Annotated in this window: 23 protein-coding genes and 2 pseudogenes; 9 read left to right on the top strand and 16 right to left on the bottom strand. The window is 58.8% G+C overall.

Going from position 1 to position 26714, the window contains the following annotated elements; translation table 11 throughout:
• Positions 1-9: 9 nt before the first annotated feature.
• Together istB and istA are read right to left on the bottom strand one after the other, a co-directional pair.
• A pseudogene (gene istB / locus JJC00_RS32320) lies at positions 10-636 on the bottom strand (IS21-like element helper ATPase IstB); the annotation flags it as partial.
• Positions 614-2135, bottom strand: a pseudogene (istA, locus tag JJC00_RS32325) (IS21 family transposase). The pseudogenes istA and istB, both read right to left, overlap by 23 nt.
• Before the next feature lie 161 nt (positions 2136-2296).
• Here istA and JJC00_RS32330 point away from each other — a divergent pair.
• Positions 2297-2542 carry a hypothetical protein gene (locus JJC00_RS32330; RefSeq protein ID WP_200469825.1) on the top strand — a complete coding sequence of 82 codons (246 nt, stop codon included), beginning with the start codon at positions 2297-2299 and terminating at the stop codon, positions 2540-2542.
• On the opposite strand, the gene JJC00_RS32335 is transcribed toward JJC00_RS32330, so the two are convergent.
• Together JJC00_RS32335 and JJC00_RS32340 are read right to left on the bottom strand one after the other, a co-directional pair.
• Positions 2470-3444 carry a hypothetical protein gene (locus tag JJC00_RS32335; protein WP_200469826.1) on the bottom strand — a complete coding sequence of 325 codons (975 nt, stop codon included), beginning with the start codon at positions 3442-3444 and terminating at the stop codon, positions 2470-2472. The genes JJC00_RS32330 and JJC00_RS32335 overlap by 73 nt on opposite strands.
• Positions 3445-3948 carry a hypothetical protein gene (locus tag JJC00_RS32340; protein WP_200469827.1) on the bottom strand — a complete coding sequence of 168 codons (504 nt, stop codon included), beginning with the start codon at positions 3946-3948 and terminating at the stop codon, positions 3445-3447.
• Positions 3949-3996: 48 nt separating this feature from the next.
• On the opposite strand from JJC00_RS32340, the gene JJC00_RS32345 reads away from it, so the two are divergent.
• Positions 3997-4920: a hypothetical protein gene (locus tag JJC00_RS32345; protein WP_200469828.1), complete on the top strand. Its 924-nt coding sequence runs from the start codon at positions 3997-3999 to the stop codon at positions 4918-4920.
• A 144-nt stretch (positions 4921-5064) separates the two neighbouring features.
• Here JJC00_RS32345 and JJC00_RS32350 read toward each other — a convergent pair whose 3' ends face one another.
• The 5 genes from JJC00_RS32350 to JJC00_RS32370 form a co-directional block, all read right to left on the bottom strand.
• Positions 5065-6144: a hypothetical protein gene (locus tag JJC00_RS32350; RefSeq protein WP_200469829.1), complete on the bottom strand. Its 1080-nt coding sequence runs from the start codon at positions 6142-6144 to the stop codon at positions 5065-5067.
• Positions 6145-6309: 165 nt separating this feature from the next.
• The gene (locus JJC00_RS32355; RefSeq protein ID WP_200469830.1) at positions 6310-6852 is read right to left on the bottom strand and encodes a hypothetical protein; all 543 of its coding nucleotides are present in this window, start codon (positions 6850-6852) and stop codon (positions 6310-6312) included.
• Between the two features lie 29 nt (positions 6853-6881).
• Positions 6882-8468 carry a hypothetical protein gene (locus tag JJC00_RS32360; protein ID WP_200469831.1) on the bottom strand — a complete coding sequence of 529 codons (1587 nt, stop codon included), beginning with the start codon at positions 8466-8468 and terminating at the stop codon, positions 6882-6884.
• A complete protein-coding gene (locus tag JJC00_RS32365; RefSeq protein ID WP_200469832.1) occupies positions 8465-10228 on the bottom strand; it encodes a hypothetical protein in 1764 nt (587 codons plus the stop codon). Before JJC00_RS32365 ends, JJC00_RS32360 begins: the two co-directional genes overlap by 4 nt.
• 166 nt (positions 10229-10394) lie before the next feature.
• Entirely contained in the window at positions 10395-11018 is a 624-nt protein-coding gene (locus JJC00_RS32370; protein ID WP_200469833.1) for a hypothetical protein, read from the bottom strand.
• Between the two features lie 587 nt (positions 11019-11605).
• On the opposite strand from JJC00_RS32370, the gene JJC00_RS32375 reads away from it, so the two are divergent.
• Positions 11606-11953, top strand: a complete 348-nt coding sequence (locus JJC00_RS32375; protein ID WP_200469834.1) for a hypothetical protein — start codon at positions 11606-11608, stop codon at positions 11951-11953.
• Between the two features lie 84 nt (positions 11954-12037).
• Here JJC00_RS32375 and JJC00_RS38425 read toward each other — a convergent pair whose 3' ends face one another.
• The 4 genes from JJC00_RS38425 to JJC00_RS32390 form a co-directional block, all read right to left on the bottom strand.
• Complete coding sequence (locus tag JJC00_RS38425) at positions 12038-12943, bottom strand: reverse transcriptase domain-containing protein (RefSeq protein ID WP_246773996.1); 906 nt, start codon at positions 12941-12943, stop codon at positions 12038-12040.
• Positions 12862-13290, bottom strand: coding sequence for a hypothetical protein (locus JJC00_RS38430; protein WP_246773997.1), 429 nt, complete (start codon positions 13288-13290; stop codon positions 12862-12864). Before JJC00_RS38430 ends, JJC00_RS38425 begins: the two co-directional genes overlap by 82 nt.
• Before the next feature lie 657 nt (positions 13291-13947).
• A complete protein-coding gene (locus tag JJC00_RS32385; protein ID WP_200469835.1) occupies positions 13948-14271 on the bottom strand; it encodes a DUF736 domain-containing protein in 324 nt (107 codons plus the stop codon).
• A gap of 265 nt (positions 14272-14536) precedes the next feature.
• Positions 14537-15445, bottom strand: a complete 909-nt coding sequence (locus JJC00_RS32390) for a restriction endonuclease (protein WP_200469836.1) — start codon at positions 15443-15445, stop codon at positions 14537-14539.
• 491 nt (positions 15446-15936) lie between these two features.
• Between JJC00_RS32390 and JJC00_RS32395 the strand changes: the two genes are divergently transcribed.
• Entirely contained in the window at positions 15937-16878 is a 942-nt protein-coding gene (locus JJC00_RS32395) for a hypothetical protein (RefSeq protein WP_200469837.1), read from the top strand.
• Positions 16879-16895: 17 nt separating this feature from the next.
• Here the strand turns inward: JJC00_RS32395 and JJC00_RS32400 are convergent, their stop codons facing one another.
• Positions 16896-17498, bottom strand: coding sequence for a hypothetical protein (locus tag JJC00_RS32400; protein WP_200469838.1), 603 nt, complete (start codon positions 17496-17498; stop codon positions 16896-16898).
• A 221-nt stretch (positions 17499-17719) separates the two neighbouring features.
• On the opposite strand from JJC00_RS32400, the gene JJC00_RS32405 reads away from it, so the two are divergent.
• Positions 17720-19690, top strand: a complete 1971-nt coding sequence (locus tag JJC00_RS32405; protein WP_200469839.1) for a hypothetical protein — start codon at positions 17720-17722, stop codon at positions 19688-19690.
• A 471-nt stretch (positions 19691-20161) separates the two neighbouring features.
• Here the strand turns inward: JJC00_RS32405 and JJC00_RS32410 are convergent, their stop codons facing one another.
• Both JJC00_RS32410 and JJC00_RS32415 read right to left on the bottom strand, forming a co-directional pair.
• On the bottom strand, positions 20162-21460 hold the full coding sequence (locus JJC00_RS32410) for a ThiF family adenylyltransferase (protein WP_200469840.1): 1299 nt from the start codon (positions 21458-21460) through the stop codon (positions 20162-20164).
• A gap of 94 nt (positions 21461-21554) precedes the next feature.
• Positions 21555-21932, bottom strand: a complete 378-nt coding sequence (locus JJC00_RS32415; RefSeq protein WP_246773998.1) for a hypothetical protein — start codon at positions 21930-21932, stop codon at positions 21555-21557.
• 56 nt (positions 21933-21988) lie between these two features.
• Here JJC00_RS32415 and JJC00_RS32420 point away from each other — a divergent pair, with 56 nt between their 5' ends.
• From JJC00_RS32420 to JJC00_RS32435, 4 genes are all read left to right on the top strand, one after another.
• Positions 21989-23041 carry an ATP-binding protein gene (locus JJC00_RS32420; RefSeq protein WP_200474377.1) on the top strand — a complete coding sequence of 351 codons (1053 nt, stop codon included), beginning with the start codon at positions 21989-21991 and terminating at the stop codon, positions 23039-23041.
• A 117-nt stretch (positions 23042-23158) separates the two neighbouring features.
• Positions 23159-24103, top strand: coding sequence for a hypothetical protein (locus JJC00_RS32425; protein WP_200469842.1), 945 nt, complete (start codon positions 23159-23161; stop codon positions 24101-24103).
• The gene (locus JJC00_RS32430) at positions 24100-26088 is read left to right on the top strand and encodes a HEAT repeat domain-containing protein (RefSeq protein ID WP_200469843.1); all 1989 of its coding nucleotides are present in this window, start codon (positions 24100-24102) and stop codon (positions 26086-26088) included. Before JJC00_RS32425 ends, JJC00_RS32430 begins: the two co-directional genes overlap by 4 nt.
• 2 nt (positions 26089-26090) lie before the next feature.
• Positions 26091-26567, top strand: a complete 477-nt coding sequence (locus JJC00_RS32435; protein ID WP_200469844.1) for a deoxycytidylate deaminase — start codon at positions 26091-26093, stop codon at positions 26565-26567.
• The last annotated feature ends 147 nt before the right edge of the window (positions 26568-26714 follow it).

Here is a 26714-nt window from a genome sequence, read left to right on the forward strand (position 1 = left end):
CGGCTCGCCGAACACGCTTGGCCATTCGCCGAAGGCGAGATTGGTGGTCACGATGACGGAGGCGCGCTCATAGAGCCGGCTGACGAGGTGGAAGAGAAGCTGGCCACCGGACTGGGCGAAGGGCAAATAGCCGAGTTCATCCAGCACGATGAAGTCCATCCGGGTCAGATGCTCGGCGAGCCGTCCTTGCCGTCCGTTGCGGGTCTCGGTCTCGAGGCGATTGACGAGGTCGACTACGTTGAAGAAGCGGCCGCGGGCACCGGATCGGATGCAGCTTCTGGCGATGGCAATGGCCAGGTGGGTTTTGCCGGTGCCGGTGCCGCCGACCAGCACGACGTTGCGTTGTTGGGCGACGAAGCCGCCGCCAGCAAGATCATTGACGAGAGTCTGATTGATTGGCGTGCCGTCGAACTGGAAGTCGGCGATGTCCTTGGCAAGCGGCAGCTTGGCAATGGTGAGCTGGTATTTGATAGACCTGGCTTGCTTCTCGTTGATCTCGGCGGAGAGCAGATCGCCGACGATGCGCTGAGGTTCGTGCTGGCGCTTGACGGCAGTCGCCATGATCTCGTCGAAGGCGGCCTTCATGCCATAGAGCTTGAGTTCGCCCATCAGATCAAAGATTTGGGTTCGTTCCATCAGTTGGTCCTCCGGAGGTTGTCGTAACGGGCACAATCGGCGATCGGCGCATGACGAAGCGTCAGTGCGGCCGGCGTCATGATGTTGGCCGGTGGAGCAGGTTCGCGTTGCCGGGCCAGGATGTTGAGCACAACATCGGCGGAATGAACGCCGTGACCGAGCGCTTCGGCGCAGGCGGCTTCCACCGCGGGAAGGCCGTCGGTCAGCACCGCGTTGAGGATGTCGACCATCTGCCGGTTGCCGTCATCGGTGCTGGCGAGCTTGCGCCGGATCCGCTCGATCGCGGCCGGCAGCACCCAGTCCTTGAAGGGAGCACCGTTGCGCAAGGCGCCGGGTTTGCGGGCGAGCACCGGCACATAATGCCAGGGGTCGTAGACGGTATCGCCGCGGCCAAAGGATCGCGGGTGCTCGGCAACGATGCGTCCATCCTGACGGATCACGATGCGATCGGCATAGGCTTGAACCTCGACCGGTCGTCCGACTGCGCTGGCTGCGACCGAGTACTTGTTGTTGTCGAAGCGCACCAGGCAGGTCTTCGAGACCGACGCCGTCACCGCATGGAAGCCGTCGAAGCGGCCGGCATAGGGAACGAGCTTGGGGCGTTCGGCTTCGAACACTTCCCAGATCGTCTGATCGACCAGCTCCGGATGGCGATGAGCCTTGGCGTAGGCGATGCATTTGTCGAGCAGCCAAGCGTTTAACTCGTCGAGGTTTTTGAACCGCAGCCGTGGCGTGAAGAAGCGTTCCCTGACCAGCCCGACCTGGTTCTCGACCTGCCCCTTCTCCCAACCCGACGCTGGCGTGCAGGCGACCGGATCGACCAGATAGTGGCTGCACATCTGCAGGAAGCGGCGATTGTAGAGACGCCCTTTACCGACGAAGATCGTCTCTACGGCGGTCTTCATGTTGTCGTAGATGCCGCGGGTGCAGGTGCCTTTGAACAGGGCGAACGCCCGGTCGTGGGCGTCGAACACCATCTCCTGCGTCTCCCGCGGATAGGCCCGCGCGAACAGCATGCGGCTGTGGCAGAGCCGAACATGGGCGACCTTCACCATCACTGTGGTCCCGTTCAACAGGACCACCTCGTGGCTCCAGTCGAACTGGTAGGCCTCGCCCGGCGCAAAGCTCAGCGGGACATAAGCCGCCGCGGTTGATTGCCCGCGCTCCTTGCTCCACCGCCTGGCGTAACGCCGCACCGCATCGTAACCGCCGTCATAGCCGCGGCTGCGCAGTTCTTCGAACATCCGGATCAACGTCAGCTGTTCACGAGCCGCTTTACCCGCGTTCGCCGCCAGCAGCCCCTCGAGCTCCGATGCCCAGCGCCCTAGCTTTGGCCGCGGCTGCACCTGCCGCTCGTACTCGAACGAGGTCTCTCCCGACCTCAGAACCTTCCGGACCGTGTTCCGTGACACCTTCAGGTCACGTGCGATCTCCTTGATCGTCTTGCCCTTGATGAAGTGCTCGCGCCGTATCCGCGCAATCGTCTCCACGACCAGCATCCCCAACCACCTGCTTCATTCCAAAGCAGGCAGCGCAACAGACCTACCGATAGGGGGTCAATTTTGGACGCCGATCCCCCAGCTTAGGGGGTCAATATTGCAGGCCGAATGACACTGACGTCCGAGCCGCTCGGGCCGTCCACTACGGTAAGGACCCGCACATGAAGAAGACGAAACGCCGCCCGTCGGCACAGATCGCGGTCCGAATGGCGCCGAAGCGCCTCGTCGACCAGCACTGCCTGCCGCCGGGCAGCGTCCTGATCGACCGGGCCTTCGACCGCGATCGCGGCCGGTTCGAGAATCCCGACGACGAACCTCAAATCGAGGGCAACTTCTACCTGGACACTGAGGACGAGGCCGAGACCCCTGCCCCGCATGGCCGCGCGCGCCACGGCCCGCGCTGCTGAAGCAGATCGCGCCGCTTCAGCTCGGCCGCCGCCGTGAAGACCTGTTGCGCGCTTTTGCCAATCAAGCCCCCGAGAACCGGCAGCTCCGCTTCTTCGCCGGCCAGCAATTCACCCTGAAATGAATAGACAAGCGAACAAGCCTCGGCAATTTGCAGCAAGTCTGCGTCGTGTTCGTGCCGTTGCTGAAAGAGGCGCGTGAACAGCTCGCTGCTGTTAAGGCTGGAAATCGTGTCCGACTTCTTCACGGTGCTGGCGAGCGCCAGCGCAATACGGGCGTTTCCGCCTGAGAACTCGGCGATGGTTCGCGCATCGATCTGCGACACGTCGGCAAATCGTGCTCGCACCAGCTTCTCAATCAATTCGAGCGAGGACGTCTCCAGCGAGAAGACATCCGTGCCCTCCGGCTGATCTTCACGAATATCGTATTCAACCGTGATGACGCTAATCGTCGTGCCTGGCGCCTTTGCGACCTCCGATAACTGCTTGTGTGTTTCCGGCGGGCAATTGTCGATCACGAGGATCGCGCGCGTTCCCGATGCCACGAGGTCGGAAGCCAGCCCTCGCGGCTGCGGGTCCGGGCTGTCCGCGATGTCCGTGTAAATCGCTAGGGACGGGTCCAGTGCATTCGCACCGCTCGTAGCATCAAACAACGCCTCAACAAGCCGCGTCTTGCCAACGCCGGACAGGCCGACCAGCCGCACGACCCGTCCTGGCTTGCGCAGGGCGTCGCGCATGCGATTAATTCCGTCGACGGCGGGCAAGCCCTCGCCATCGTCGTTGCTGCCGGTCTTGATGCGCGCCTTGTCATCCAGAAGATAGGCTTTGTCGGCCCCCGCCGGAACGTACGACCATTCGCCATGCGAGCGCCAACCCGGAACCGATTTTCCGATCCGTGCACGCACCTACGGAATCAAACCGGCGTGATCGCGAACCCACCTCGCTACGCGGTTTCGGTCAGAGAAGTCGAGGTGAAGCTTGCCGGCGTCAGGGCTGTTTTTCGCGGCCTCAGCCATGGCTTCACGCCGATTGTTGAGCGCCGAATCCGCCGTCGAACCATTTGAACTGACGATTATGTATGCGCCCGACGCTTCCGCCAATTCCTGGATGACTGGCCGCAGAACACCAGCTGGCTTCATTTCCTTGGCGATCTCGGAAGCCGGCATATCGGGCTTCTTCACCTGAAAGCCCGTTTCAGCTCTCGGGATGAAACCTGCGACCGCCGTTCCCGCCGGCAAGAATACCCGCACGTCCAGGCCACCATCCTTGGCGGTCTGATTGCCGCCCCATGTCACGGCGGAGACCGGCAAGTTCGCACGACGCAGCTCCGCTTCGCACAGGAGGCCGATCAGCGTCCGCAGATCCTCATCGTTCAGCGCTGCGATATCGTCGCGGGTGATTTCAAACATAGGTTGAAACTAGGCGAGGCTTCCGGCAACGTCAAACCAGTCATAATGATGAAGCGCCGTAAGTTTGCGCTGCACGTGCGTGACCAAAAAGGCCCAACCGCGCCAGCACGCTTCGAACTACCAAAAGAGCAGCCTCGCATGACGGGATACTTTCCAAAGGAAGAAGTCGATCGGCTGAACCAGCGCCGGGCCGACGTCGAGGCTCTGTTCAGCAAGCTTCAAGATGCCATCCTAGCCCGCACCTTCAAATCTGGACGCGCGCAGGAATATGCCCGCCAGGGGCTCGGCCGACGGCTCGACGAGATGAGCCGATCGATCGCGTTCATTTTCGAGCTTTTGCCACCCGAGAAAGAGGACATTCCGGAAAAAGATGACCGCATCGCCGCGACGATGCTTCTCCAATCGTTCTTCATCAATGTGCAAGGATGCCTCGACAACCTCGCGTGGATTTGGGTTTACGAGACCGGCCTGGAAGACCCTGAGGGTGGAGAGATGAGGCGCGGCTACGTGGGCCTCGGGCGCGACTATCGCTATCTCATGAAAACATTCTCGGACAGCTTCCGAACCTATATTCGCGGCCTCAAGAAATGGATGAAACACATCTCCGAATTTCGCGACACCGTCGCCCACCGCATTCCGCTTTACATTCCACCCTATATCATCGACGACAAAGATATTCCCGAATACAACCGCCTAGGCCAAGAAGTGAGTGCTGCGGTTCGCCGTGGAGATATGACAGCCTACGCTGCATTGCGAAAGCAGCAGGATTTGCTCGGCAAATACCGGCCCTGGATGAACCACACGCCGACGGAAGGTTCTCCCGTTTGCGTCTTTCACCCACAGATCTTGCAAGACTTCATGACGATTGATGAAATCACGCGGAAGCTCTTTACCGAGATTGACAACTTCAAACCCAAGCCAAAGCCGGCAGGCTGGTGGTCACGTTGCAAAGCAATATTAGCGCGTGTCTGACCCGGAAATTGGTAGACGAGGGGCAGCGGACACACCGCGTTCGCGGCGTCGTTACCTCTGCACGTCGCGGGTGCCATCGTTCCGGCCGCAGCCGCTTCGCGCTGGCGCCGTAAGTTACCCGAATGAACAGAACTTTATCGACAATCACGCCGCAGGGGCGCGCTGGAACAACTCATGGACCTGCCGGCGGATATGATCGTCCGCAGCACCCTCGGGGTCCATGAAAGCGACCACCCGATCCGCCTGCGCTTTCGAATTACGGGGCAAGGCATTCACTTCAGCTAGCTCCTCCGGCGTGAGGAAGCGATGCAGATGGTTGTGGGGATTCGGCGGCTCTTTCCAATTTAGCAGCCAGTTTCCTAGCAAACCATTCCAGAAACTCCGCTTGTCAGCCTTCTTTTTTCGAAGGTGAAGGGCATCATAGTCGCGGAGCGCGACAAGACTCTCGGAATCGAGTTCGGCCGTCATCCAGTGGTGAAACTGCTCAGCACGTTCGCGGTACACCGAGAACACTTTGCGGATATCAATCTTTTTCTGCTGCGTCTCGATATAGGCCTTCATCGGCTCGTACTGGGCCTTAAAGCCTTCCCGATGCTCTTCGACAAGCCGCTCCAGTTCCACACAGTCGAGCATGAATGTCGCCGATGGCGGTTTCTCGCGCGAGCCTCCCATTATGGTCCATCCCGCTTCAACAATATGCAGATGGTGAAGGAGACTCCTAAGTCCTGTGACAAACTCATGCAGGCCGTCGATACCAAACATCTCGGCACGCTTGTCGGCGTAGCCAGGCATCGGATGCATCTTCACCACGCGCCGTGCATGGTCGACAAGCGATAACGCCGCGTTGGCGGTCGCAAATAATTCCTTCTGAATGATCTTCTCAAAATCCGCGGCGCGGTTACGGTGGTTCGGTGCGGCCCATCCATCAGATAGCGCGAAGGACTCGAACCGGTTGATCGCCGCCTCAAGGTCGTCGAAGCAATGCTGGAAGATCGAAAGGCTCGTCCGGTACGAGTCACGTCGCGCCGCCAATCGATAGCCTGGATGAGATCGCATGACATCACGAAATTCCGTGATGAACATCCGTTCGGTCGCGCGAGCGAGGTCCTCCGGGACCGGAACTTCGCTGGCCGCGAGGTCATCGCAAAGTTTCTTTCGGGCTGCGACAATTTGCAGTCTCTGCTGTCTGTCGAGTTCGTCCCACAGTTCTTCGGTCAATTCCACAGCGGATGTTCCAAGCTGAGCGTAACGCTCTTGAGTTCGCATTATACACCGGAACGCCTGCTCGCGTGACCGCTGAAGGGCTGTGATGACCCATCAATAGGCGAGACACGACATGGTACGTTTACGTTTAGTTGTCGCTCGCCAGAGGCGCGCGAAGGCGACCGCTCACGCAGCCTTTTTCGCGGGAAAGTACTCAAGCCCGGCTGTCTCGACTTCTTCTCTGGACGGCTCACGCTGACCCTGCGCCGCGATCCACCCGGCAACCCCAGCCAAGCGCCGCTGCGCCCAGTCGTCCAAGGTTGTCATCTTGCGTGCCTTGGCTCGAACGGCCACCATCGCTTCCACAGCAGCGCAAAGCATCTGAGGGACACGTTCTTCTTTGAGCCGATCACGCACCAAGGCCTTATCGCCCGCAAAATTGCTGTAAACGGCCGAGACAAATCCCGTTCCATCGAACGCATCTTCTCGCGGTTCAAACGGCCCAATAAGCGATTCGATATTTGTCATGACGTGTCGGGTGACAAAGCCGAACGGCAGGACCGGGCCGGCTTTGCCCATCACGCGCGAATGATACGTAAAGAGAAGCCCATTTAGCGTCCGGAAGATATCGAGGAAGTTCGGCAAGCCATTTAGATTTCCGCGCCGCACGTGACGAAACAGCTTGTCAGATTGATGCCGCTCGACAAACTCCAGGACCGCCGCCCGCAAATCCTCACCCGCGCCCTTAAGGGCAATCTTTAGCAGTCCGGCGGTGTGTCCGGCTTGAAGGGGTCACGCGGCTTCCATAGGTCGCCTCTCGCTCCCCTCCCCCGGGACTCACCATCATAGAACCGAATGTTGCAGTTGTTGAAAAACTCGACCGCTTCCCGAACGCTGCCAAGCGTATCGACGTGCGAAACAAGATCTTCGCCAGTCTCCGTGATCCTACGCAGCGGGTTACCACCAGCATGGGAGCCTGGCCGCTCGCGCAGAAGATGGTAGAGCTGAACCAGTGCTACGCAGTTGCTAACGACTTCCTGACCTGCCTTGCCTGTGCCCTTGATTTCGCAGACGGCCGCTACACGGATCTGCTCAAGCTGGATCTCGGACAACTCTAATGCGATCGACTTCGAAGCCTTGCGGCGTATGGGCACCGACAAAACTGGCAACGCTTCGTTGAAGTTGCGCACCCGCAATGTCAGAGCATCCACGTCCTCAGAAAACTCAACCTCGCATTCAAATCGGCCGTCGCGATCGACAACAGCTGAGTGGAGCGTGATAGCGCCGGGTGCCTCTCGACCGGTCGGCTCATCATCCTGTCCGGCTTCGAACTTGCGCGGATCGATGCGCTTGAGCGCGAGCGGACTGCCTTTCAACAGGTCGTCGGCAGATTCTTTGGTCTTCAGCAGCAGCGAGGCTTCGGTATTGTGTCCATCGAATGCCGCGAGCGTCGCATTCGCGCTCCCCGTCAGCCAATACGAACCGGCCCGTGTTTCGAAGGCAAATGCCTTTGCATGAAGGCGCCGGCCAGGCTGCGGACTGGCGGCCATCAGCTTGTGCTTGCCGTCGGCGAAAAGCTTGAACAGCTTGTCGCCGGCCAAGGTCGCATAAAGCGGCTGAGCAACGACCGTAACCAGAGCCTTGGGCCATTGCCTTCGCAATCGCCTTATGAAGCCAAGATCACCATCGTAGAATGGCGAGATTACAGTAATCTTTCGAATCTCTTCCTTTGCCAGGCGCTGGACGAGCTGCCCCCACAGGGGCGTTCCGTGAGACAACAGCAATTCGATCTGCCCCTTAGGGATCAACAATTTCTTATCGAGCCAGGGACACAAATTCTCCGCCAATTTGAAAAAATGCTCTTCGAGGACCGCGTTTAAGGGCCCTGCTGCCGAGGCGAAGGCGCGCATCGCATCGTAAGTTTCACGGATGATGGACGCCTGATCCCGTTCTTCAGGTTTGTAGCCGCTGACTGGAGCCGAAAACGCCGAGCACAGCTCCACGTTATAGCCGATCCCGGCATTGGTGCAGTTGCTGCTTCCTACGACCGCATCCGCTCGTTTCTCGCCAAAAGCGAGATAGAGCTTCGGGTGAAAGACGTAAGGCATCCGGCTGATTGGAACGACAAGATAGCGTCGATTGAAGCCCGAAACCGTAAGACCGTTGCCGACGAGCTCCTGATACCGCAGTCTGTCCATGAAGACGACGATACGTTCGGCCGACCCAAAGGTTCGCTTCGCGAGAACCCGGCGCTCAAAGAACTGCGGCTCGAACTCATAGGTGGCAATGAATCCGACCGAACCGCTGCCTTTGTCGAACTGTTCAAGCAGATCGATGGGCTTCATGGATTGCCCATCGAAGAAAGTTCCGAAGCCAGCCACGCCTCGCCATCGGATGTAAGCGCGTAGGCCTTGTCCGCATAAACAATCAGTTTGAGGTCCGCGAGAATTTGCATCGCGGGCCAAAACCGGGGATTTTTGGCATGAGGGTCGGTATAGTCCGTCTCTGTTGCGACGATGCGATTTCCATCGACGTGAAATAAGGGCGCAACGCCTCCGAAGCCCCGCTCGTAACTCATGGTTTGATGCTGCCGGACGACAAAACGCCAGATCACGCAATCCAGAATCTCGCGGTTCGTCCGGTCGATCCACGAGCTCCCGAACTCGGCTTCCAAAAACCGAATGATGCCCGGCAACGCAACGTCCGCATACTCACTATGAATCTGTTGAGCGTACCAGCCGTGATGCTCGGCTGAACAACGCTGCTTGTACCGAATGATGGTTTGATAGAGCAGCATCGCTGCCAAGACGACGGCTGCCGCTTCGTTCGCCTCGTCGTCGACAAGCAGCTCTTCGAGTTGCCTTTCCGAAAACGCCGCGTTTGCAGGGAGACGGTCAGCCTTATCAACCCTATCTCCACACAGATGCAGCGTGTCGCGGCCCGTCATTTCGAAGAAGTCTTCAGGCAGCTCTCGCCCGAATATCTCCTTGTAGCGCAACGGCAGGCCCGGAGCATTCAGCGCCGGGATAATCTGACTCCGCGTCACGCCAGCCGGCTTGTCCCGAATCTGCCTTACGACCGCAACGAGAAGCGACTGGAGTGCGAGCGCCAGGTATCCTTGCGTAAAGAAAATGCGCCACCGCTGCTGAATATCAGCAAGGCTGCCCGGGAGCACTATGTCGACCTGCGCTCTTTCGTCGCCGTCGACCACCATCGCACCGAAATAACAGATGTCGCTCAGCGTACGATCGTCAAGGGCCAACCCGGCCTTGCGCGCCCTGGCGGTGCATTCCAAAAACAGAATCAGCGACATGCGGCGACGAAGATGTGAGCCTCGCTGTAGCTCCGGGCATTTTGCGAAGAATACCTCGCGTAGGACGCCGCGATCCTTCGGGGTCTTTTCGGTGATCTCACATAGCCCCGCCTTGCTGCCGAACTCTTTCAGGACACCCGCTGTGACCTTGTCTTTTGTGGTTAGCCCCTGCGTCACGTAAGCCGTCCGGTGAACGCAAGTGCCAAACGCATCGGCGAGGCGCCGGCCAAGGGCACTCAATTCTCGAACCTCGATTGCTTGTGTCGTTTCGTCGAGCTCATCGGAATCGGCGGCCACGTCGTCGTTCACTTCGATTTCCCCGGTCTCGAACAGCCCGAGATTGATAAGTGAGCCCTTGTAGGCCGCACCAAATTGACCTTGACTGTTGTTGAGGTGTTTCCACGCGTTTAAGTCATAAGATCGTGCCGGATTCTTTGTGAGTTTAATGGCTTCTTTGCTTCCCCCGAGGGCGCCGTTCTCACAAGCCTTCCCGTCGTGATGCAAAACGGCCCCGAGTACCATCGCGCGTTCGCGCGAGAGAACGCCCTTTATTCGACCTCGGTCGCCCCGCGTTAGGCGCTCGCGCGTATTGTAGTCGTGCAAGGCCCACGGGAAGAACGCGTAATAGCGCGCACGCGGCGTGATGGACGTAATGCAATGGAGAAGTTCGCTCGAAATACGAGCGGATGCCCTAAGCTCGAGGCCAAGCGGATCAGCATCGCTCGCTCTAGGAAGCTCTTTCGTCCAATGGATGAGCCGTAAGCTATCGGTTGGCTTTTCGAGCTGAAACATCGATCCTTCCGGGTCAATTCGCTTGTAACAACTATATATATCTTGAAAGTTGACGCACAGCTATTTTACTATTCTTGGTGACCAAGTGGGCCTGCTTTGGCAAAGGCTATCCAGACACGTCGTCAGGTGCGGCTTCGGCTGCCTCGGCGACGATAAGTTCTGGCACTCATCTAGAGACGCCTTCGATAAAGACCGCCTGTCCATGATCCGTAAAATACTCGCGCACTGTCGTATAACGATCGCCAAAGCGGTTACGAAACTGATCTCGAACCGCCTCATCCTTGCTGAGTACGCTCGCGATCGCACGCCTGGCATTGAAATATTTCAGTGGGTGCGCGATCCCGAGCACATAAAGATACTTGCGCTTGCTCGTCTGATAATCCTCTAGCAAAAAGAAATCCTTGAAGATCGAATTCTGGCGGATCGTTTCCGCAGTGCCTTGCCAGTGGATAAATTTGAACTCTGCCACCCTCGAGTTCGTTTCTAGGTCGAACGCACGGCCCGTGTTGCCGGCACCGAGTGAGACATACTCAACAATTTCGCCGTCTTCCAAGAGATGCGGGAGACACAGCATGATGCCCAACGCGTGAATGGCGGTATTTACCTGTGCGGCGATGCGTTTGAGGGAAGCTGCGGCAGTTAGGGCTTGTTTCTCCTCACCCGAGAGTGACGCGAGCGACGCGGCCTTCGAAGCGCCTTTGAGGCTGCTTTCAATGCGTGACAATTCTGCCGTGAGACTTGCGCCGGCAAATTTTTGCAAAGCGGTCGCAGCCGCCGCGGCGATGTCCATCTGTCCTACCCGTATCCGTATGACGACCCTAGCACTTCTATGGATACCTATCGAGACAACATAAGTAGTGTCGCTCGCCGGAGGCACTCGCACGAAGGGCTGCCGCTTCGCGGCACCGCTATCACTGCCCGTCGCGGCGGTGCCTTGTTAACCGGTCTCGCGACTGCACTGGCTGTCGGGTCCCGCCGTCATTCCATGCCGGCGTCGCTCTCATTGCCCCGAAAGCGGGTGCCAACTTTCCCGCCGCCGCCGCTTCGCTCTGGCGCAGGCCGTTTTTCCTGACCGGGCCTTGGCGAGCGGACGAGGCTTCGCGGGCCTGGCGAGAAAAGCCATCGAGCGACCTTCAATTCCAGGCAAAATTCCGCTCCGCGCATGTGCATTTCTCCGATCGAAACGGGACGTTTCGCCAGCTGTTTAACCGCGCGCCCCTCTACTGAGAGTTCAGCCGAGGCGCTACCAGCTGGTGGCCGATTTATTGCGAAAAAGCCGCCGCGACCTGGCAGTTGACTTGTGCGAAGCCCCACTGTTTGCGAGCGTTGCGATAGCGATCGTTACCCGAAGGGCCGAGACACCCATAGGGTGGCTGGGTGAGGAGCGAAGCGACGAGTAGAGCGCAGGCCGAAGGCATCGCCCATATGACATGTGCAGCCGCCGGACGCTTACTTGCTCGTCTGGTGTACCTGAATTCAGCCATTGTCGCTTCCATCCTCTGCTATGAAAAGGTCCTGTCATCGACGCTAGGCAGCGTCACCAACCGCAAAATTTGGCGGCACCGCGAGCTTTTTGAAGAAACGATGCTCGGTCGAAACACAAGAAATCCAAGCCCGGAAGATCGCCCATTGGAGTCTTTTAACGCCTGCAAGCAGGCGAGAATTCTCTCGTCGCCGGACAGAATTATTGATGCCGCAGCCGTTGATGTTGATCAAAAAAGCTAGTGTCCTGGAGGATCGGGTAGGAGGAAGCCTTGCGGCTTCCTCCTACCACACCACCGTACGTACGGTCCCGTATACGGCGGTTCGTCAGGCACGATTGAGGTGGCGGTGCAGTCCGGTGAGGGACGGCAGGCCGAGTTGTACGAAGAAGGCGGCGCGATAGGCATCGTTCATGTGGCTGGCCCCGGCATTCCACCAAGGACCGCGGCCGTTGTAGGCCGACCGCCATGCCCGCTCCGGATCGAGCCCGCGTTGCATCAAGCGCTTGAGGCGTGTCCGTGGCCGTTTCCACTGACGCCAGAGGACGCAGCGCAGTTTCCGCCGCATCCAGCCGTCAAGCTCCTCGAACACCCCTTTGGCCTCCGCCAGCCGGAAGTATTGCAGCCAGCCGCGCAGGATCGGGGTTAAGGTTCTGACGGTCGATGCCAGGGTTCGTCCACGCCCTTGGCGCAGTGTCGTCCTCAGCTTGCTCCGCAACCGCTGCGCGCTTTTGACCCCCACCCGAAGGCGCGGTTGCTTGTGGGCGGTCATGGTGTAGCCGAGGAAGGTCCGCACCCAGGGACGGTCAACGGCGCTCTTCGCTGCGTTGACCTTGAGCCTCAGCCGCTCGGTCAGGAATCGCGTGATCGATGCCATCACCCGCTCGCCGGCGCGCCGCGTCCGCACATAGATGTTGCAGTCGTCGGCGTAGCGGCAGAAGGCGTGGCCTCGTCGCTCGAGCTCCTTGTCCAGATCGTCGAGCAGGATGTTCGACAGCAGCGGTGACAGAGGACCGCCCTGCGGCGTGCCTTCGCTCCGTGCCGTCGTGATCCCACCCGTCATCAATCCAGCCTGCAGGTAGCGGCGGATCAGTCGCAGCACCCGTCTGTCCGCAACCCGGCGTGCCACCCGTGCCATCAGCACGTCGTGGTTCACCCGGTCGAAGAACTTCTCCAGATCGAGGTCGACGACGAAGCGTCGCCCCTTAGCCACATGCGCTCGCGCGGCCAGCACCGCATCGTGCGCACTGCGCCCCGGACGGAAGCCGTACAGGCCTTGGAGAAGCCTGGATCGAACAGCGGCATCAGCACTTGATGCACTGCCTGCTGGATCAGCCGGTCCACCACCGTCGGGATGCCCAGTTGGCGCATTCCTCCGCCGGGCTTGGGGATTTCCACCCCGCGTACCGGCTGTGGTCGATAACGACCTTCCAGCAGTTCTTCTCTGATGCGCGGCCAATGCTCCTTCAGGTATGGCTGCAACTGCTCCACGGTCATCCGATCCATACCCGCAGCGCCCTTGTTCGCCATCACCCGTTGGTAGGCCGCCATCATGTTCGCTCGGCCGACGATCTTCTCCATCAGCCGCACTTCCACCTCCGGAGGGGAAGGTTGCGATCTTGCCGTGATGTTTGATGCACACAGCCCCTGCTCTGGCGGCTTCCGGCCACTGCCCTCGGAGCGGGCATGACGCATCTCAGCGCCATCGTCTGCATCTGTTGCCACCATCGACAGACCGGCCTCCTCCGGTACTCGACGTTCGGCCCTTCGCCGGCTTGGTGCTGCCAGCTACTACGGCTTCTGCTGACTTCTGCCGCCCCATCCCGACGCCTTGCGGCGCCGGTAGCACACCCGTTGCCGGGGGCAGGACGGCAGATCTCCCAGGGTCATTCGCGTGACCTTCGTGCCATATACCTGGCGCATCTACGGCCGCACCCTCCGGGTGATATAGGGCTTCGGGCTTTTTGGCTCCCTCGCCCGGATGCGGACGCCTCTTATGCGCTGGCTGTTCGTCAGGCCGGCACTTTGCTTACAGCTTCCTTCAGACCCCGCCTCGCGACGGCGCCCTTGCTGTTCGGCTAACGGTTCCCTTCACGAGGGTCCGTAGAGGACTCACACCTCCAAGTCATCGACCGGACACCACTCCAGTCAAATCGCGCCAGTCATGGCGCTCCGCGCCATGCCTGGCGCACCAAAAAAAAGGCTCCCGCGCGGTGCGCGGGAGCCCAAACTTTTGACCTAGTCGACAGGATTCCAGGCCAAGAAGAAGCCGCCGTCACCGCCGAGGCCAACCGTCCGACCAAGGTTGGCGCAGAGCTCACGGCCTCCAAGGCCGGGTGCTGCGAGTGACAGGCTGACATAGTCCGTTCCGCGGCTCTCGCCGCTCAAAATCCGACCCGATCCGACCTCGATCCCTTGGGCGAAGATGCGGAAGTCTGGTGGCGTATCGCCGGACTTATCGCGGTTGGGCACGATGTCGATGTGGGCACAAATGGGCAGCAAATTGAGCTCGCCGCTGAAGCCGCCGTCCATTGTGCGGGTAACGAATCCGATCGCGGTCATGGTCTGTCTCCTTCGTTGCCGCAGGGGCCGATGCCCTGCGATGGCGAGACCGTCATGGCGGCCGGCACGCATCCGAACCCCCGGGGCGAAGCGCAGCGGCGCACTCGAGCGTGCTCCTTTTTTGCAGCGAAGCGGCCGCGAGGAGCCGGCTTGCCGGCGGGGAAAAAAGGAAGCGTAGCGCCAGAAATCCTGACGGTCCTCATTTCTTACGTGGCCAGTCGCTAGAGCTAGACTAGCAGCCGTCCGCTGACGATCTGGCCAGAATCTACCCGAGGCGCCGTTCCGGTAGATCGCCGATCTTCACTCCGTGGTTCAACCCTCCCGTGGAAACGACGTAGCCCGCCACGCCGTCCTTCGATTTGACGAATGCCACCGTGGATTGCCCACCGGAGAACGTGATTTGTCCGGACGCGATTTCCAGCGCTGCGTTTTCTCCGAGGTAGTGATGGAGCGTGATTCGGCGTTCTGTGACTTCAATCTCCAGTGCGTAGGTGAATGTGATATCCTTCACTTGGAAGCGCTGGCTCAGATTGTCGATAACGAAGAATCCCTCCATGGGAATAACGATTTGACTGTTGATGGTCTGGCGGGTGGTCGGCTTACGGACCTCGGAAGGCAGTTTGTCGATGATGAGGGATTGAATACCCTCGCCGGTGTAGGGCAAGCCGTCGGGCGTGTAGACCGTGGATGGATTCGTGACCTTCCGCCCGTCTTCCACCACGCGAACGCGGCCCTCGACCGCCGTGAAGTTGTAGAACTGGCCGATGATGGTGACAGTGCCGATCCATTCGAACGAATCCGCGTCGGCCAACTCCATGCACGTCAAGTTCAGCGCCCTAGCCTTGGTGCGGGCCGTGCTTGTAAAGCCGTTCGCAGCAACTACGATTCCGTGATGGATTCCAGTCTTTTCGCACTTTTTGGCGAAGGCCTCGATCTGAGGAACTCCTACCTTTCGCCGTTGGTCCCTGCACTCAATGGCGGTCAGGTTCGGCCCGTGATGGGTACGACGGATAATCACGACGTCATGTTCGCGAAGCCGACCGGTGTCCTTGTCGGGCACCCGTAAGGAGGAAGCGATGGCCACTCCGTCCTGGTGCGCAAACATACGCTCCAAGATGGCGACGAAGTTGTGGAATCGCTGACCAGGTCGTTCGCGAGAGACGGTTTCTTTCACGGCGCAGATCCTATCCCCATCGTGTCAGCTTTGCACCCTGAGCAGGACAGGAAGCCTTCGCGATCTTTCAAAAGAAGGGCCTTAGAGGGTTATGGAGTAGACATAGGCGACGTCGTCGCCAATCTCCCGTTCGACGTCGAGCGGCTTGAGTTTCGCCCGCCAACTTCTCCATCACGAAACCTGTCCTCCGAGCCCACGCTGAGAAGCTACAAGTTTTGTAGTGACGAAGCGTAACGTCGGGGAACTTGCTGGAACAGCCTTTGTCGCGACACCCATTGGCTTTGCTGTCGGTCCGAACGATCAGATACAAAGGCGAACACTGCAGCGGCGGAGAGAGTGTCAGTCAATCCCCTTTGAAAGATAAAGCATTTCCGACCTTGCTGGACCAAAACCTACCATTTGAGCTACGCCGGAAAAAGGGATTTCGCCTCCGACAAATCGCGTGTCGGGCGCGCCATCGTTACCGATGCAGACAGCCAAGGTCTGCCTCAGTGACGCCAGTGCTCGATGCTTTGCCGAACCGCCGCTTCATCCTTGACGCCGCAGGCGAACGAGGCGACGCTGCTCGCGTGGGCGCGCGCGATCCATGGGAGTACCGCCTCCACTTTGCGCCGGATCATCAAGTGGAATTCGGCGATGATCTTCCGTGCCTTGACCAGGTTTGGGACGCCGACTTCGATCGCCGCAACCGTGATGGACTCGGCTTTCGTGAGCTGGTCCCGCTCCCTGCGTCAGGAGACGCGCCTCGCAGCGGAACGGGCAGACTGCGGATTGCCAAACCCATCCGTCGATGCAAGGATTGCGCGACTGACGAGGAACAACCCGTGGATAGTCCGACCCTGGTCAAGATATATGGCGTAGCGGGCTCGGCTTTGTTTTCCTTTTCCTTCAATCTGTTCTGGCTTGAGCGGACTGGGGCATCGATTGTCAAACAGATTGTGCCGCACTCGCAAACCCCCTCCGCGATCCTAATCGGCACGGTCGCAATCGCGTTTGTCTCGTACTTCCTGCTCATGATCGTCGATCGGCACTGGCGCCTCCACGCGACACGGCCCTGGTACAACAAGCTTCCTGGCGCGTTCGTCGATCCGCCGGACCCACGCGATTGGCTGGCGAAAGCCATAAAGCTCTTTGCCTATCTTCTTTTCATTATCGTACCGGCATGTATCGCGGTTCATTTTATCGATGAGCTGTGGTTCAAGCCGGTCGTCGATCGCCAAGGCGTCTTCAACGATCTTGCCTTTCATTCGATGACGTCGGCCATCCGGGCTGAGGGCGCTTTTGGCGAGCGCTTTCGCATCGGCGACCGCGATGGCGTGAGCTTCTTCCCCGCGATCGAGCCAATCGGAATTAGCCTGTTGGTGGCAGCGCAATGCGCGTGGACGCTATTTCAGATAGGCCGCCTTCTGCGATCGATGTATCGACGCAAGTAAGGTGCCCGCGTTGTCAGTCAGTCATCCACCGAGCCGCACGCAGGCAGGCCGTGGTTCACACCCGTGGCCCCACGACAATTGATGATATTTTTTCCCGGCGGCTTGCATTTGCCCTCGGTGCGGTATTTTTCGGCAAGGTCGCTTTTCACGCCATAGACTGTGTAGTCGGCCTCCACCCAGCTTCTGCCTTGCCCAACGCCTTGTTTCGGGGTCCAGGTGTAGATGCCGACACCGCGTTCGTTAGTCGTTGCTGACATGAGCGACGCTCTGTCACCCGTCGCCGGAACCACCGATACCGTATGGATCGATGCCCGGCAGTAGACATAGCCTTGCGGCAACTGGATCGTGAAATGACCTTCTTCGCCCTCCCTTGTGGCCTGCGGAATAATCGCAAGCACTGCGGAAACCAAGGTCGGCGACACACCAAGATACGAAGCCGCGCCCTTGAGAACCGCGCTGCAAGCCTGGTTGTTGGCGCATTCTTTGAATACGTCGCCTGGTTGCTTCGGTTGCATGACCGGATCGACTTTTACGCTTGTCGCGACGAAATCGGTCTGCGCGTAAGCGCCCACGCTTGTCATCAAAAGAAACAATAACGACAATACACGAACGTAAGTCATGCCCGTGCCCTCCGATAGAAATTATGTGTGCAATGTGAGGAAGACTATTCCATTGTCTCGGATAGTCAACCTTCTGTTGTACGAATACTTCAATACGCGTGCACCGCACGCGGGCCCGCCGGGATGTCTAACTGGGGGTCGTGACTTGGGTGTTGATTACCGTACGGTTGTGGGACTAGAATTGCCGATATTTGACGCATTCGAATTGTTGGAGTGCGGGCATGCGGCCGTTCATTGTGCGGATTTCGCTATTTGTTTTGTTTCTGATTCAGGCAACGTCGAGCGTCGCGCAGATTCCACCACCACCTCCGCTGCCTCCAGCGCAACCCATTGGTATGGATCCCGCGCTGGGGCCGATGTGTCAGGGGCCTCTGGGCCCAGGCCGTTGTGAAGACGTGCAGCGGTTTCTGCAGATTGAGCAAATCGCGGCACAGATTCAGTTGCAGCAAATAGGTTTTGACCAGGCCGTCGGGCCGATTTGCATGGGGCCGCTGGGACCGGGGCCGTGCCTGCAGGTACGACGATTCATCGCTATGCAGCGGCTTGCGGCTCAGCAGTTTCAGCTTCAGCAAATTGGCACATTGCCAGGCGGCGCACCGCTATGCATGGGGCCGTTGGGGCCGGGGCCTTGCGATGCAATCCGCAACTACCTGATGCAGCAGAATCAGGGGCTGCCGCCGGTACAAAACTTTGACCCGGCCCGGCCGCAACTGGTCAACAATGGCAACGCGCTTCAGCCGGAGTGTCACGGACCGCTTGGCCCAACGCCGTGTAATCTGGTCGGCCAAATGAGCCTGGACAGGCTGGGAGGACAAGTTCCGCCATCCGGATCATTCGGCGTTGCTCCGGGGGGCGATCCTCAAAGGACCGCGATTGAATGTGCAAGGCGCGTCGGCCTTGATATGAACCAGTTTGCGGGTTGCGTCGGGCAACAGGTTATCTTGCCGCCAAGGCAACAAAAAATACTGGATTGCGCGGTGTCCAGCACGGACAGCCAGTCCTTTGGTACGTGCGCAGCTCCGCTTTTGGGCATTCAGCTTTCCGACGACCAACGGATACTGGCGCAATGCGCGATGAAGACGAACGGCGACCGTAACGCATTTCTCGGCTGCGCTGGTGGGCGATTCGCAAATCACAATCTTGGCCCTGACGAACAGGCTGTGTTGAACTGTGCCGCGACCGCGGGTGGGGACGCGTCACGCTTCGCAAGCTGCTCGGCTTCGAGCCTTGCCGACAAACTCTCCGGAGACCAGAAAACGCTGGCACGGTGTGCCCTTTCCTCCAAGGGTGATCGGAACGGTTTCCTCGCGTGTGCAGGCGGAGATTTCCTCAATCGTAACCTGAGCCCGAAGGAACAGGCGGTACTGAACTGTGCGGTAAGCGCAAACGACAGCGTTGTTCAATTTGCTGCCTGTTCAGCTCCACATCTGGGAGTGCGGCTCTCGGAGGACCAACGGGTTGTCGCCAACTGCGCGATGAAATCAAATGGTGATCGCAACAGCTTTCTGACGTGCGCTGGAGCCACCTTCCTCAACAGGAACCTCGGTCCAAATGAGCAAGCTGTCTTGAACTGTGCGGCGAACGCGCGGGGCGATGCTTCCAATTTCGCAGGTTGCTCGGTAGGTCAGTTGCTTGGCGGGCAGCTGAGCCGCGAGCAGCGAATAGCCGTCGAATGCGCAGCGCAATCCCGTGGCGACATGACGTCGATGGCGACCTGCGCAGGGACCAATATGTTCAATACCCAATTGAACCCCGAGCAGCAAATTGCCGTGCAGTGCGTTGTCTCGACCGGCGGGCAACCATACGCGGCAGCTGGATGCATGGCATCGCGGCTCACTATCCGCGAGCTTACAAAGTGCATGACCGACGGATTCGGCGGCAAGGGTTGCTTTGGCGAGAACAACGATTTGTTTGGCGGCAGAGGGTGGACCGCTCGCACGCTCGGCCAAATCGCAGGCGGACCAAATTCGGTAATCAGAAATCCCGGACAAATCTGGGGTGGCGATAACTCATTCGTGAGAAATCCCGGCCAGATCTGGGGCGGAGACAATTCGTTTGTTCGCAATCCCGCCCAGTTCTGGGGAGGCAATAACTCTGTGTTCAACAACCCGTCCCAGCTCCTCCCGCAGGCGCCGCCGCCGGTGCAGGTTGGCACAATAGGCGGGAAACGAATTTGCCTACCGTGGTGCTAGTCTCAGGGAGCAGTTCCTTGCGCACGCGTGGGTTCAGCCTTGTTATTGCAGTCCCGGGAACGCTCATGGCCGCGTCAGCGCGACAAAGAAGACTCAAGAACCCAGAGCGACGGCTGGGGCGGGACTGAAATCAGCTTTTGCTCCAGACCGAGTCCGGATGCCTTTGGTTTCCCTGGTCACGCCTTCGTGGGTTTTAGCGAAGAACCTCGAAATCAAGCCCGGACATTCAGGGCGGTCGGCCATAAGGTCGCCGCCTCAGCGGGGCTCGTCCCGATTGTGTTTACGTATTTCGGAGGCGCGTCGGTGGCCGGACGGCAGGCGGAGAAGCGTTATACGCACATGAAGCAGGCTTGCCTTACGCTTCAGCGTGGACAGAACCGTTTATCAGAAGGCGCCCCCTTTGACGCTGGATGGGCGGTTCTCCATCGCCGCAGGGCCTCGATGAACATAGGGTCCCTGCTTTTTTCGTTTTCATGCCTTGCTAGCGATAAGCTCTTCCGAAGTCCAAAGCCTCGATCGCAGGCTGCGTAAAATGGGTTTTCCGCAGCACTCGCACACCACATATCGCATTCTAGTGAGCCGCCCCTGGCTGAACGGCTCGCGCCAAGGCGAAACATGCCATTCATTGGTCCGCGTCAAGCCGGGCCGAGCCAATCTGGTCATGACGTCAAAGAGCAGCAGCGTACCTGCAAGCACCGATACGAAAGCAAACGGGGCAACCACCTGTTTTCCCACCACCGTGTGAAGCTTGCCCGTGGCGCAAAGGGCTTTGTAAAGAGAATCGTACGCCTGACCTTCAATCGAGACCGAATCGATGTGCGGGTGCTTTCGGGCAATCGCCACCGCTGCAGCCGGCGATATACGGCTAGCTCTAACGTCATCGACAGTCACACCGAGATGCTCGGCGATAACCTGGTCTTGCGAGGCCTCTTTTTCGTCGGCCCTGTACAAGCACCCCAAGCAAGCGAGGCCAGAAAGCGCATCGTTGTAGTGGACCACCACCTCGCGGATGTCGGTAGTGGACGCATCAAAAACCTCGGCCGGAAGCTCGTTCTGCAACTCACGGCGAGCGCGCCGGCTATCAACCGCGACAATGAGACGCTTTAACCAAGCGCCTGATCGGTTGGGGAGGTCCTGCAAGCGCTCAGGTTCAGGCTTTAGCTCGCAGCCAGGGATGTGCGGCTGCGCCTTCTGGCAGAGCGTCGGGCTCTTCGGATCGTCGATGTCATCCTCATCAAACCAGACCTGCCGCTGGAGGTTCCCGGAGGAAACGACATCATCGTCGCAAACAATGAGCTTACCCCGCAGATCGACGTGGCGCGCTGCCCAGAGGAAACCATTTCCGATGGCCCCCGCCCCGGCCAGATGGGTCTCGCCGAGATTGACAGCTTCCTCCAGAACCCCGCGGTCGGGCAGGATGTCGTCATACCTGATTTCCAGACGGTCCGGCGGAGGGTTGGGAATGCCTTCTCCCACGGCCCGGTGGATGGCAACGCCGGCACCATAGCAGGCGGCAACCACTGTAAGCGTGCGATGGGCGGGGCTGGCGCTGTGTACCGCTGTCGGCTGCGGGCTAAAGCAACAGCCATCTGGAGTAAGCCGTGCGAACACGGCAGGCGCAAGGCCTAGAGGCTGCACATCACCGATGACCATTTCCACCAAATAGGGTCCGCCATCAGGCGCGCCGTGAACGTCAATCGTCCTTGCCAGCAAGGGGCGCAGTTCTTGATAGAACTCGCTGGCGGCAACATCACCGCGGTCGAAGTGCACAACACCCGGCCATCCAGTCGTGCGGCGGCCTGCTCCGGCGTGATGCCCGCGGCGAGAGCGAGCGCCTTGATGTTCTCCGGGCGCGCCTCGGGCGTTAGGATATTTGAAGCCATTTGCTGAGCTCCCAAACTACAAGTTCTTGCCAACGGTTGTCGGCGGTGAGCTTGAACGTCTTTTGGTCCTGCATGAACGACGCGGCGGTGGTCCTGGCCGCAAAGTAGGGAACGACAAGCGAAAGCGCATTCTCGTGCCGCACGATGGCCCACTTGTCGTCGGCCAGAGAATGAAACGCGTGCTGCGGATGAGAATGGACCTGCGCGGCGATCATCCAGCCGTGCTGGGCGATGATGCCGATGATCTCCCGCATGGCGGCGGGCGGGATGCGGAAAATGTCCGCTCCCGCGATCTGTGCGGGCCGGCACACGGCTTCGATTTCGATGCCTGAAGCCGTCTCGCGACCGAACCAAAGCACGACGCACTCATTGCCACGCTGACCGGCTTCCTGGAGGTGCTTCAGGTCTGCTCGATGTGCTGGTGCCGGCAAATAACTTTGGACCCGCGGCACGCGTGCGGGACCTCAACGCCACGAACGATTCCGACATCGCCGGCTTGCAGGAGAAGATCGATGAGTGCCGTAAGTCGAGCCGTGAAGCGCGCGAAACCATCACACAGCTTCAGCAGAAGGCCGGGGTCGCATCGACCGACGAATTGCGGATCTCGATTCAGCGCTCCGACGACATGCGGAAGCTCAACGCCGAACTCGATCGCCTTACAGCCGCGCTCACGCAGGACGGCGATGGTCTATCGGTCGCAGAATTGTGCGTCGAGTGCTCGGGCATCGACTTGGATGCCATCACGGCCAAGGACCAGACGATCACCGAAGAAGTGCAAGAATTGCGCAATCGCCAGATGGAAGCGCGCGAGGCCCGCAACACCGCGCGCAAAGCCTTCGAGGCCATCGGCGGTGACGATCGGGCGGCGAGGGACGCCGCCGATCGGCAAGCGGCGCTTGCCGAGATGACCGAGATTGCCGAGCAGTATGTGCGCGTTCGCTCTGCGGTCGTATTGCTGGAATGGGCTATCGATCGCTATCGGCGGGAGAAGCAGGCGCCCATGCTCAAGCGCGCAGGCGAGCTGTTCGCCATCCTCACTTGCGGGTCTTTCCAAACGCTCCAGCTCGAATTCGACGAGCACGACAATGCGCGGCTCGCCGGCATCCGCCAGGACGGCCGGCGCGTGACGGTCAGCGGGGATGAGCACCGGCACTGCGGACCAGCTCTACCTCGCGCTCCGAATCGCTGCGATCGAGGACTATCTCGACCATGCCGAGCCCCTGCCGTTCGGCGGACGATCTGTTCATCAACTTCGACGACAAGCGCGCGGCGGCAGGCTTCCGCGTCTTGGGCGAGCTCGCCAAAAAGACGCAGGTCCTATTCTTCACGCACCACGAGCACCTTCTCGAGGTGGCCCGAAGAGTTTTGGGCGACGCGATTACCGGAGCTATGCTGGCAGAGGCGGCGAGCCCGCCGCAGCGCTCGGAGGCCGCATGACTCGTCCAGATCTAGCATCGATTGTTCTTGATTTGTTCTTAGTCTCGCGCTATAGACTCTACTCCTGTGCACAGCTCAAAGAATGGCCTATGCCCGGCATGTGGTCATTGTCTAGATAATGCGATCGCGACCATGGGTTTAGTAGAACGTGCAGAACAATTTTTCCATTTTTGGCTCGGCCTACCGGGCTGTGGCAGCAGCTGTCAGTTCCGCACTTAGTACAAATAAGACATATTACACAGCGCCGATAGGCTTGAAGGGTCGAGCGCGCGTCGGCGTGATAACCGTGATCCCGGAGGAGTTTGCAGCGGCTCAGGAAGTCTTTGATTTGCGGCGGAACATTCCGGAGACTCCGTATTTCGTCCAAACCAATTCGACATCGGGAGATTGGGACACGGTTCTCACACAGGCCACCGATCGAACAAACGTTCCGCTCAGCGGTGATATCGCTGCCATGATTCAAGACCTCCGTCCTCAAGTCTTGATCTTGCTTGGCGTCGCAGGCGGCCTCTGCGACGGCAATGGCAAGGGACGCGATGGTATCGACTTGGGCCACGTGCTGATCGCGGAGTATGTCGGATACGTCGAGTTCCTTAAAATTACGGACAAAGGAACCTTCCATCGTCACTACGCAATCGACCATCCTTCACTACCCTTGAGGCGCAGCGTCGCGCTACCGCTTTCGAAGGAGTTTGATCTGAAGCGGGCGCTGAAGCTTCAGCAGCCCGACAAGGTCACGCCACCCAGACAGATTGTCCCTCGCATACATATCGGACCTATTGTTTCAGGCGAGAAGGTCATGGGGGACATTCACGACCCGATGCAAATCAATCTCTTGAAGCCGTTCGACAATTCGCTTGCGGTTGATATGGAATCGATCGGGATTGCGCGCCAAGTGTGCGAGAGGAGAAGTTCGTTTTGGTATAATCCGCGTTATGCCGTAATTCGTGGGATATCAGACTTGGTAGGGCCACCGGAGAACGCCGAAGTTCGCGCGGCTTGGAAGCCCTTCGCAGCTCACGCCGCAGCAATTGTCGCCCAGGAATTCGTTCGCCGGCTGCCGCGCGATCCCGCTCCTGGAGCTGATCTATGAAGGCGTCTCCAGAGCAGCAGCTGCAATTTCTGTCGAAAGCCGCACGCCTCGAGCTGGCCAATCTTCCCGACGAAAAGCCGACGTTCGCGCTCCGTCTGGGCTGGTCTCACAACTATGACGACTTGTTCGCCGGCATCCATTCGGAGACCGATGAGAACGGACTGCTGAACAAGTTATTGCAGAAGGGAAAGGTCCTAATTGCCGGCCGCGGCGGTGGAGGGAAAACGCACCTGTTGTATCGAACGATGAAGCGCGCAGCCGCCGTCGAGCTCATTCCTATTTTCATTGATTTGAAGAAATGGTCTGGGGCCGATTATGAACGGTGGAAGGATTGGACCGCTGCAGATCTGTCGGAGGGCGCCAGCTTCTTGATAGAACGCTTTAGCAGCCCAAAGATATCGGCTCTCGAGCTGGACTGGATTCCGCCCACAGCAAAGAAGTTGCTTGTCGTGGACGGCTTGAACGAGCTGTCCGCGAACGTCGGTCAACAGATTCTCCATGCCCTGAACGAGATTTCCACTGATCAGGTTCAGACATATGTGATCGTGGCCGATCGCTTGGTTCGGCGACAACTGCCGTCGGAAAGAAGCTGGGCGCTATCGACCATTCTACCTTTCTCCGAAGAGCAGATCAGGTCCTACTCCGCAGGGAAGGTCCGAATCCCGAACGACTCTCGCATGCTGGAGATTCCGTTCTTCCTCAACGCTGCGATCAAAGGAGACTTGGTATCTGGCGGCCGGGCAGCAATTAGCAGCTCCTTCTTACGAAAGCATTCCGGACTAACAGAGCATCAACTCGATCAACTTGCGAAATTCGCGCTTGACGCCTACCTGGAAAACAAGGCGCGCACATTTACGTTTGATCAGCTGCTGCAATCGACGGGGCCGGAGGTTGCACACAAAATCCTAGCGGCCAGAATAGTCGAGAAACTGGATGACGGACTCGCCTATTTCTCTCATCACCTGGTTCACGACTACCTAGTCGCCAGGCATCTAGCGGGACAGCCAGCTACCGCTTGGACGCGGGACACGCTGAATGCCGTCAGCTTTGATCGAAGCTCGTTCGACGTTACCGCTCTGGTTCTGGGGCTACTGAAGGGACAGCAGGCGAGTCTTTTCTTGCGAACTCTCTACGACTGGGATCTCTACGCGGCGGGCTACGCAATGGCGGAAGCAGACACGCAAGGAGACGGCCCGGCCGAAGAAATGCGCGCCTTGATTTTCGCCATGCTCGCGGAGAAACGGTTCGACGTAGTCATGGCGACGAGACAGCGGGCCAACGATGCTTTGCTGATCTATCAATCGCCCGATGCGATTCCGTACAGAGCGGCAACCGATTTGCAGCGGGTATTTGACGCAATCGGAATGGTCGATTCAACAGAGGATTGGTTCAACGAGTGGCGTAGACTTTTTCTAAAGCCGCTGGGATCCCCCTTGGATGACGAGTCGCTGGACCTGATATTGGACACCGACTCCGTCAAGGGCTGGACCATCGCAAATGTTGCAAAACGCACGCATCTCTCTTCTGACCAACAGTCAAGGCTTCGCAGCTTGCTCGCTCAGGATGAGACGGTCGTTCGCTGGAGAGTTGCTCACGCTCTCGGCAGCTTCCCTGGTCGTTTAAACTTTGAAGCTCTGATCCGCGTCCTTGATCACGACCTGGAAGGGGATGTTCGCTACGGAGCGATTCGGTCTCTTATTGAAATGGCGAGCTACAGTGACCCTGAGCTGAGGGATGCAATTGCGGCAGAGATTGAAAGAGGAGCATCCAAAATTTCAGCCGACATCAGAGTCGCCATCGAGTTGTCGCGCGCTCTACTAATTGATTTCAAAAAGGCACCCAAAGACTGGCTACGGATAGTGAAGATGATATCGCGTGCGATGTTTCAATCGACAGAAGATCCTGCAAACCGAGATGTCTGGCGCTCCGTTTCAAGCAGAGCAGAAGTGCTCTACGATCAAGATAGAATGAACCTTGGCGGGTAAGAATGACGGAAAATTGGGACAACCGGTTCATGGAACTCGCCGTTCATGTTGGAGGCTGGAGCAAGGATTCAAGCCGCAAGGTCGGCTGCGTGATCGTAGGACCTCACAATGAAATCCGAGCCACTGGCTATAACGGCTTTCCGCGCGGAGCAGACGATGACAAAATCGAGCGGCATGCGCGCCCTCAGAAATATCTCTGGACCGAACACGCGGAGCGCAATGCGATCTACAACGCCGCTCGATCTGGAACGCCTCTCGAGGGATGCCGGATCTATGTTCCTTGGTTTCCGTGCATGGATTGCGCGAGAGCAATCGTCCAGGTCGGGATCAAGCATCTGATCGCCGTTCGTCCGGATGAAGGAGATCCGCAGTGGGGAGAAGCATTTACTGCTGCTCTCGAACTCTTGAATGAGGCGAATGTGGAGATCCGTTGGTTCGACCTTCAAGGTCAAATTTCCCAAGCGCCAAGAGCTAGCTAGTTGTTGAGTCGTCCGTGAACAAGCCTCTAAGCGATTGAGCGGGAGTCTGTTTTCCGGATGCAGAGAGATTTGAGATTGCAGGGATTTGGAGCTTGAGCGTGCCAAACCTTGCAATTTCGTTTTGTGGATTCCCCTTCGCTGCGAACC

It is taken from the genome of Bradyrhizobium diazoefficiens, assembly GCF_016616885.1.
Lineage (GTDB): Bacteria > Pseudomonadota > Alphaproteobacteria > Rhizobiales > Xanthobacteraceae > Bradyrhizobium > Bradyrhizobium diazoefficiens_F.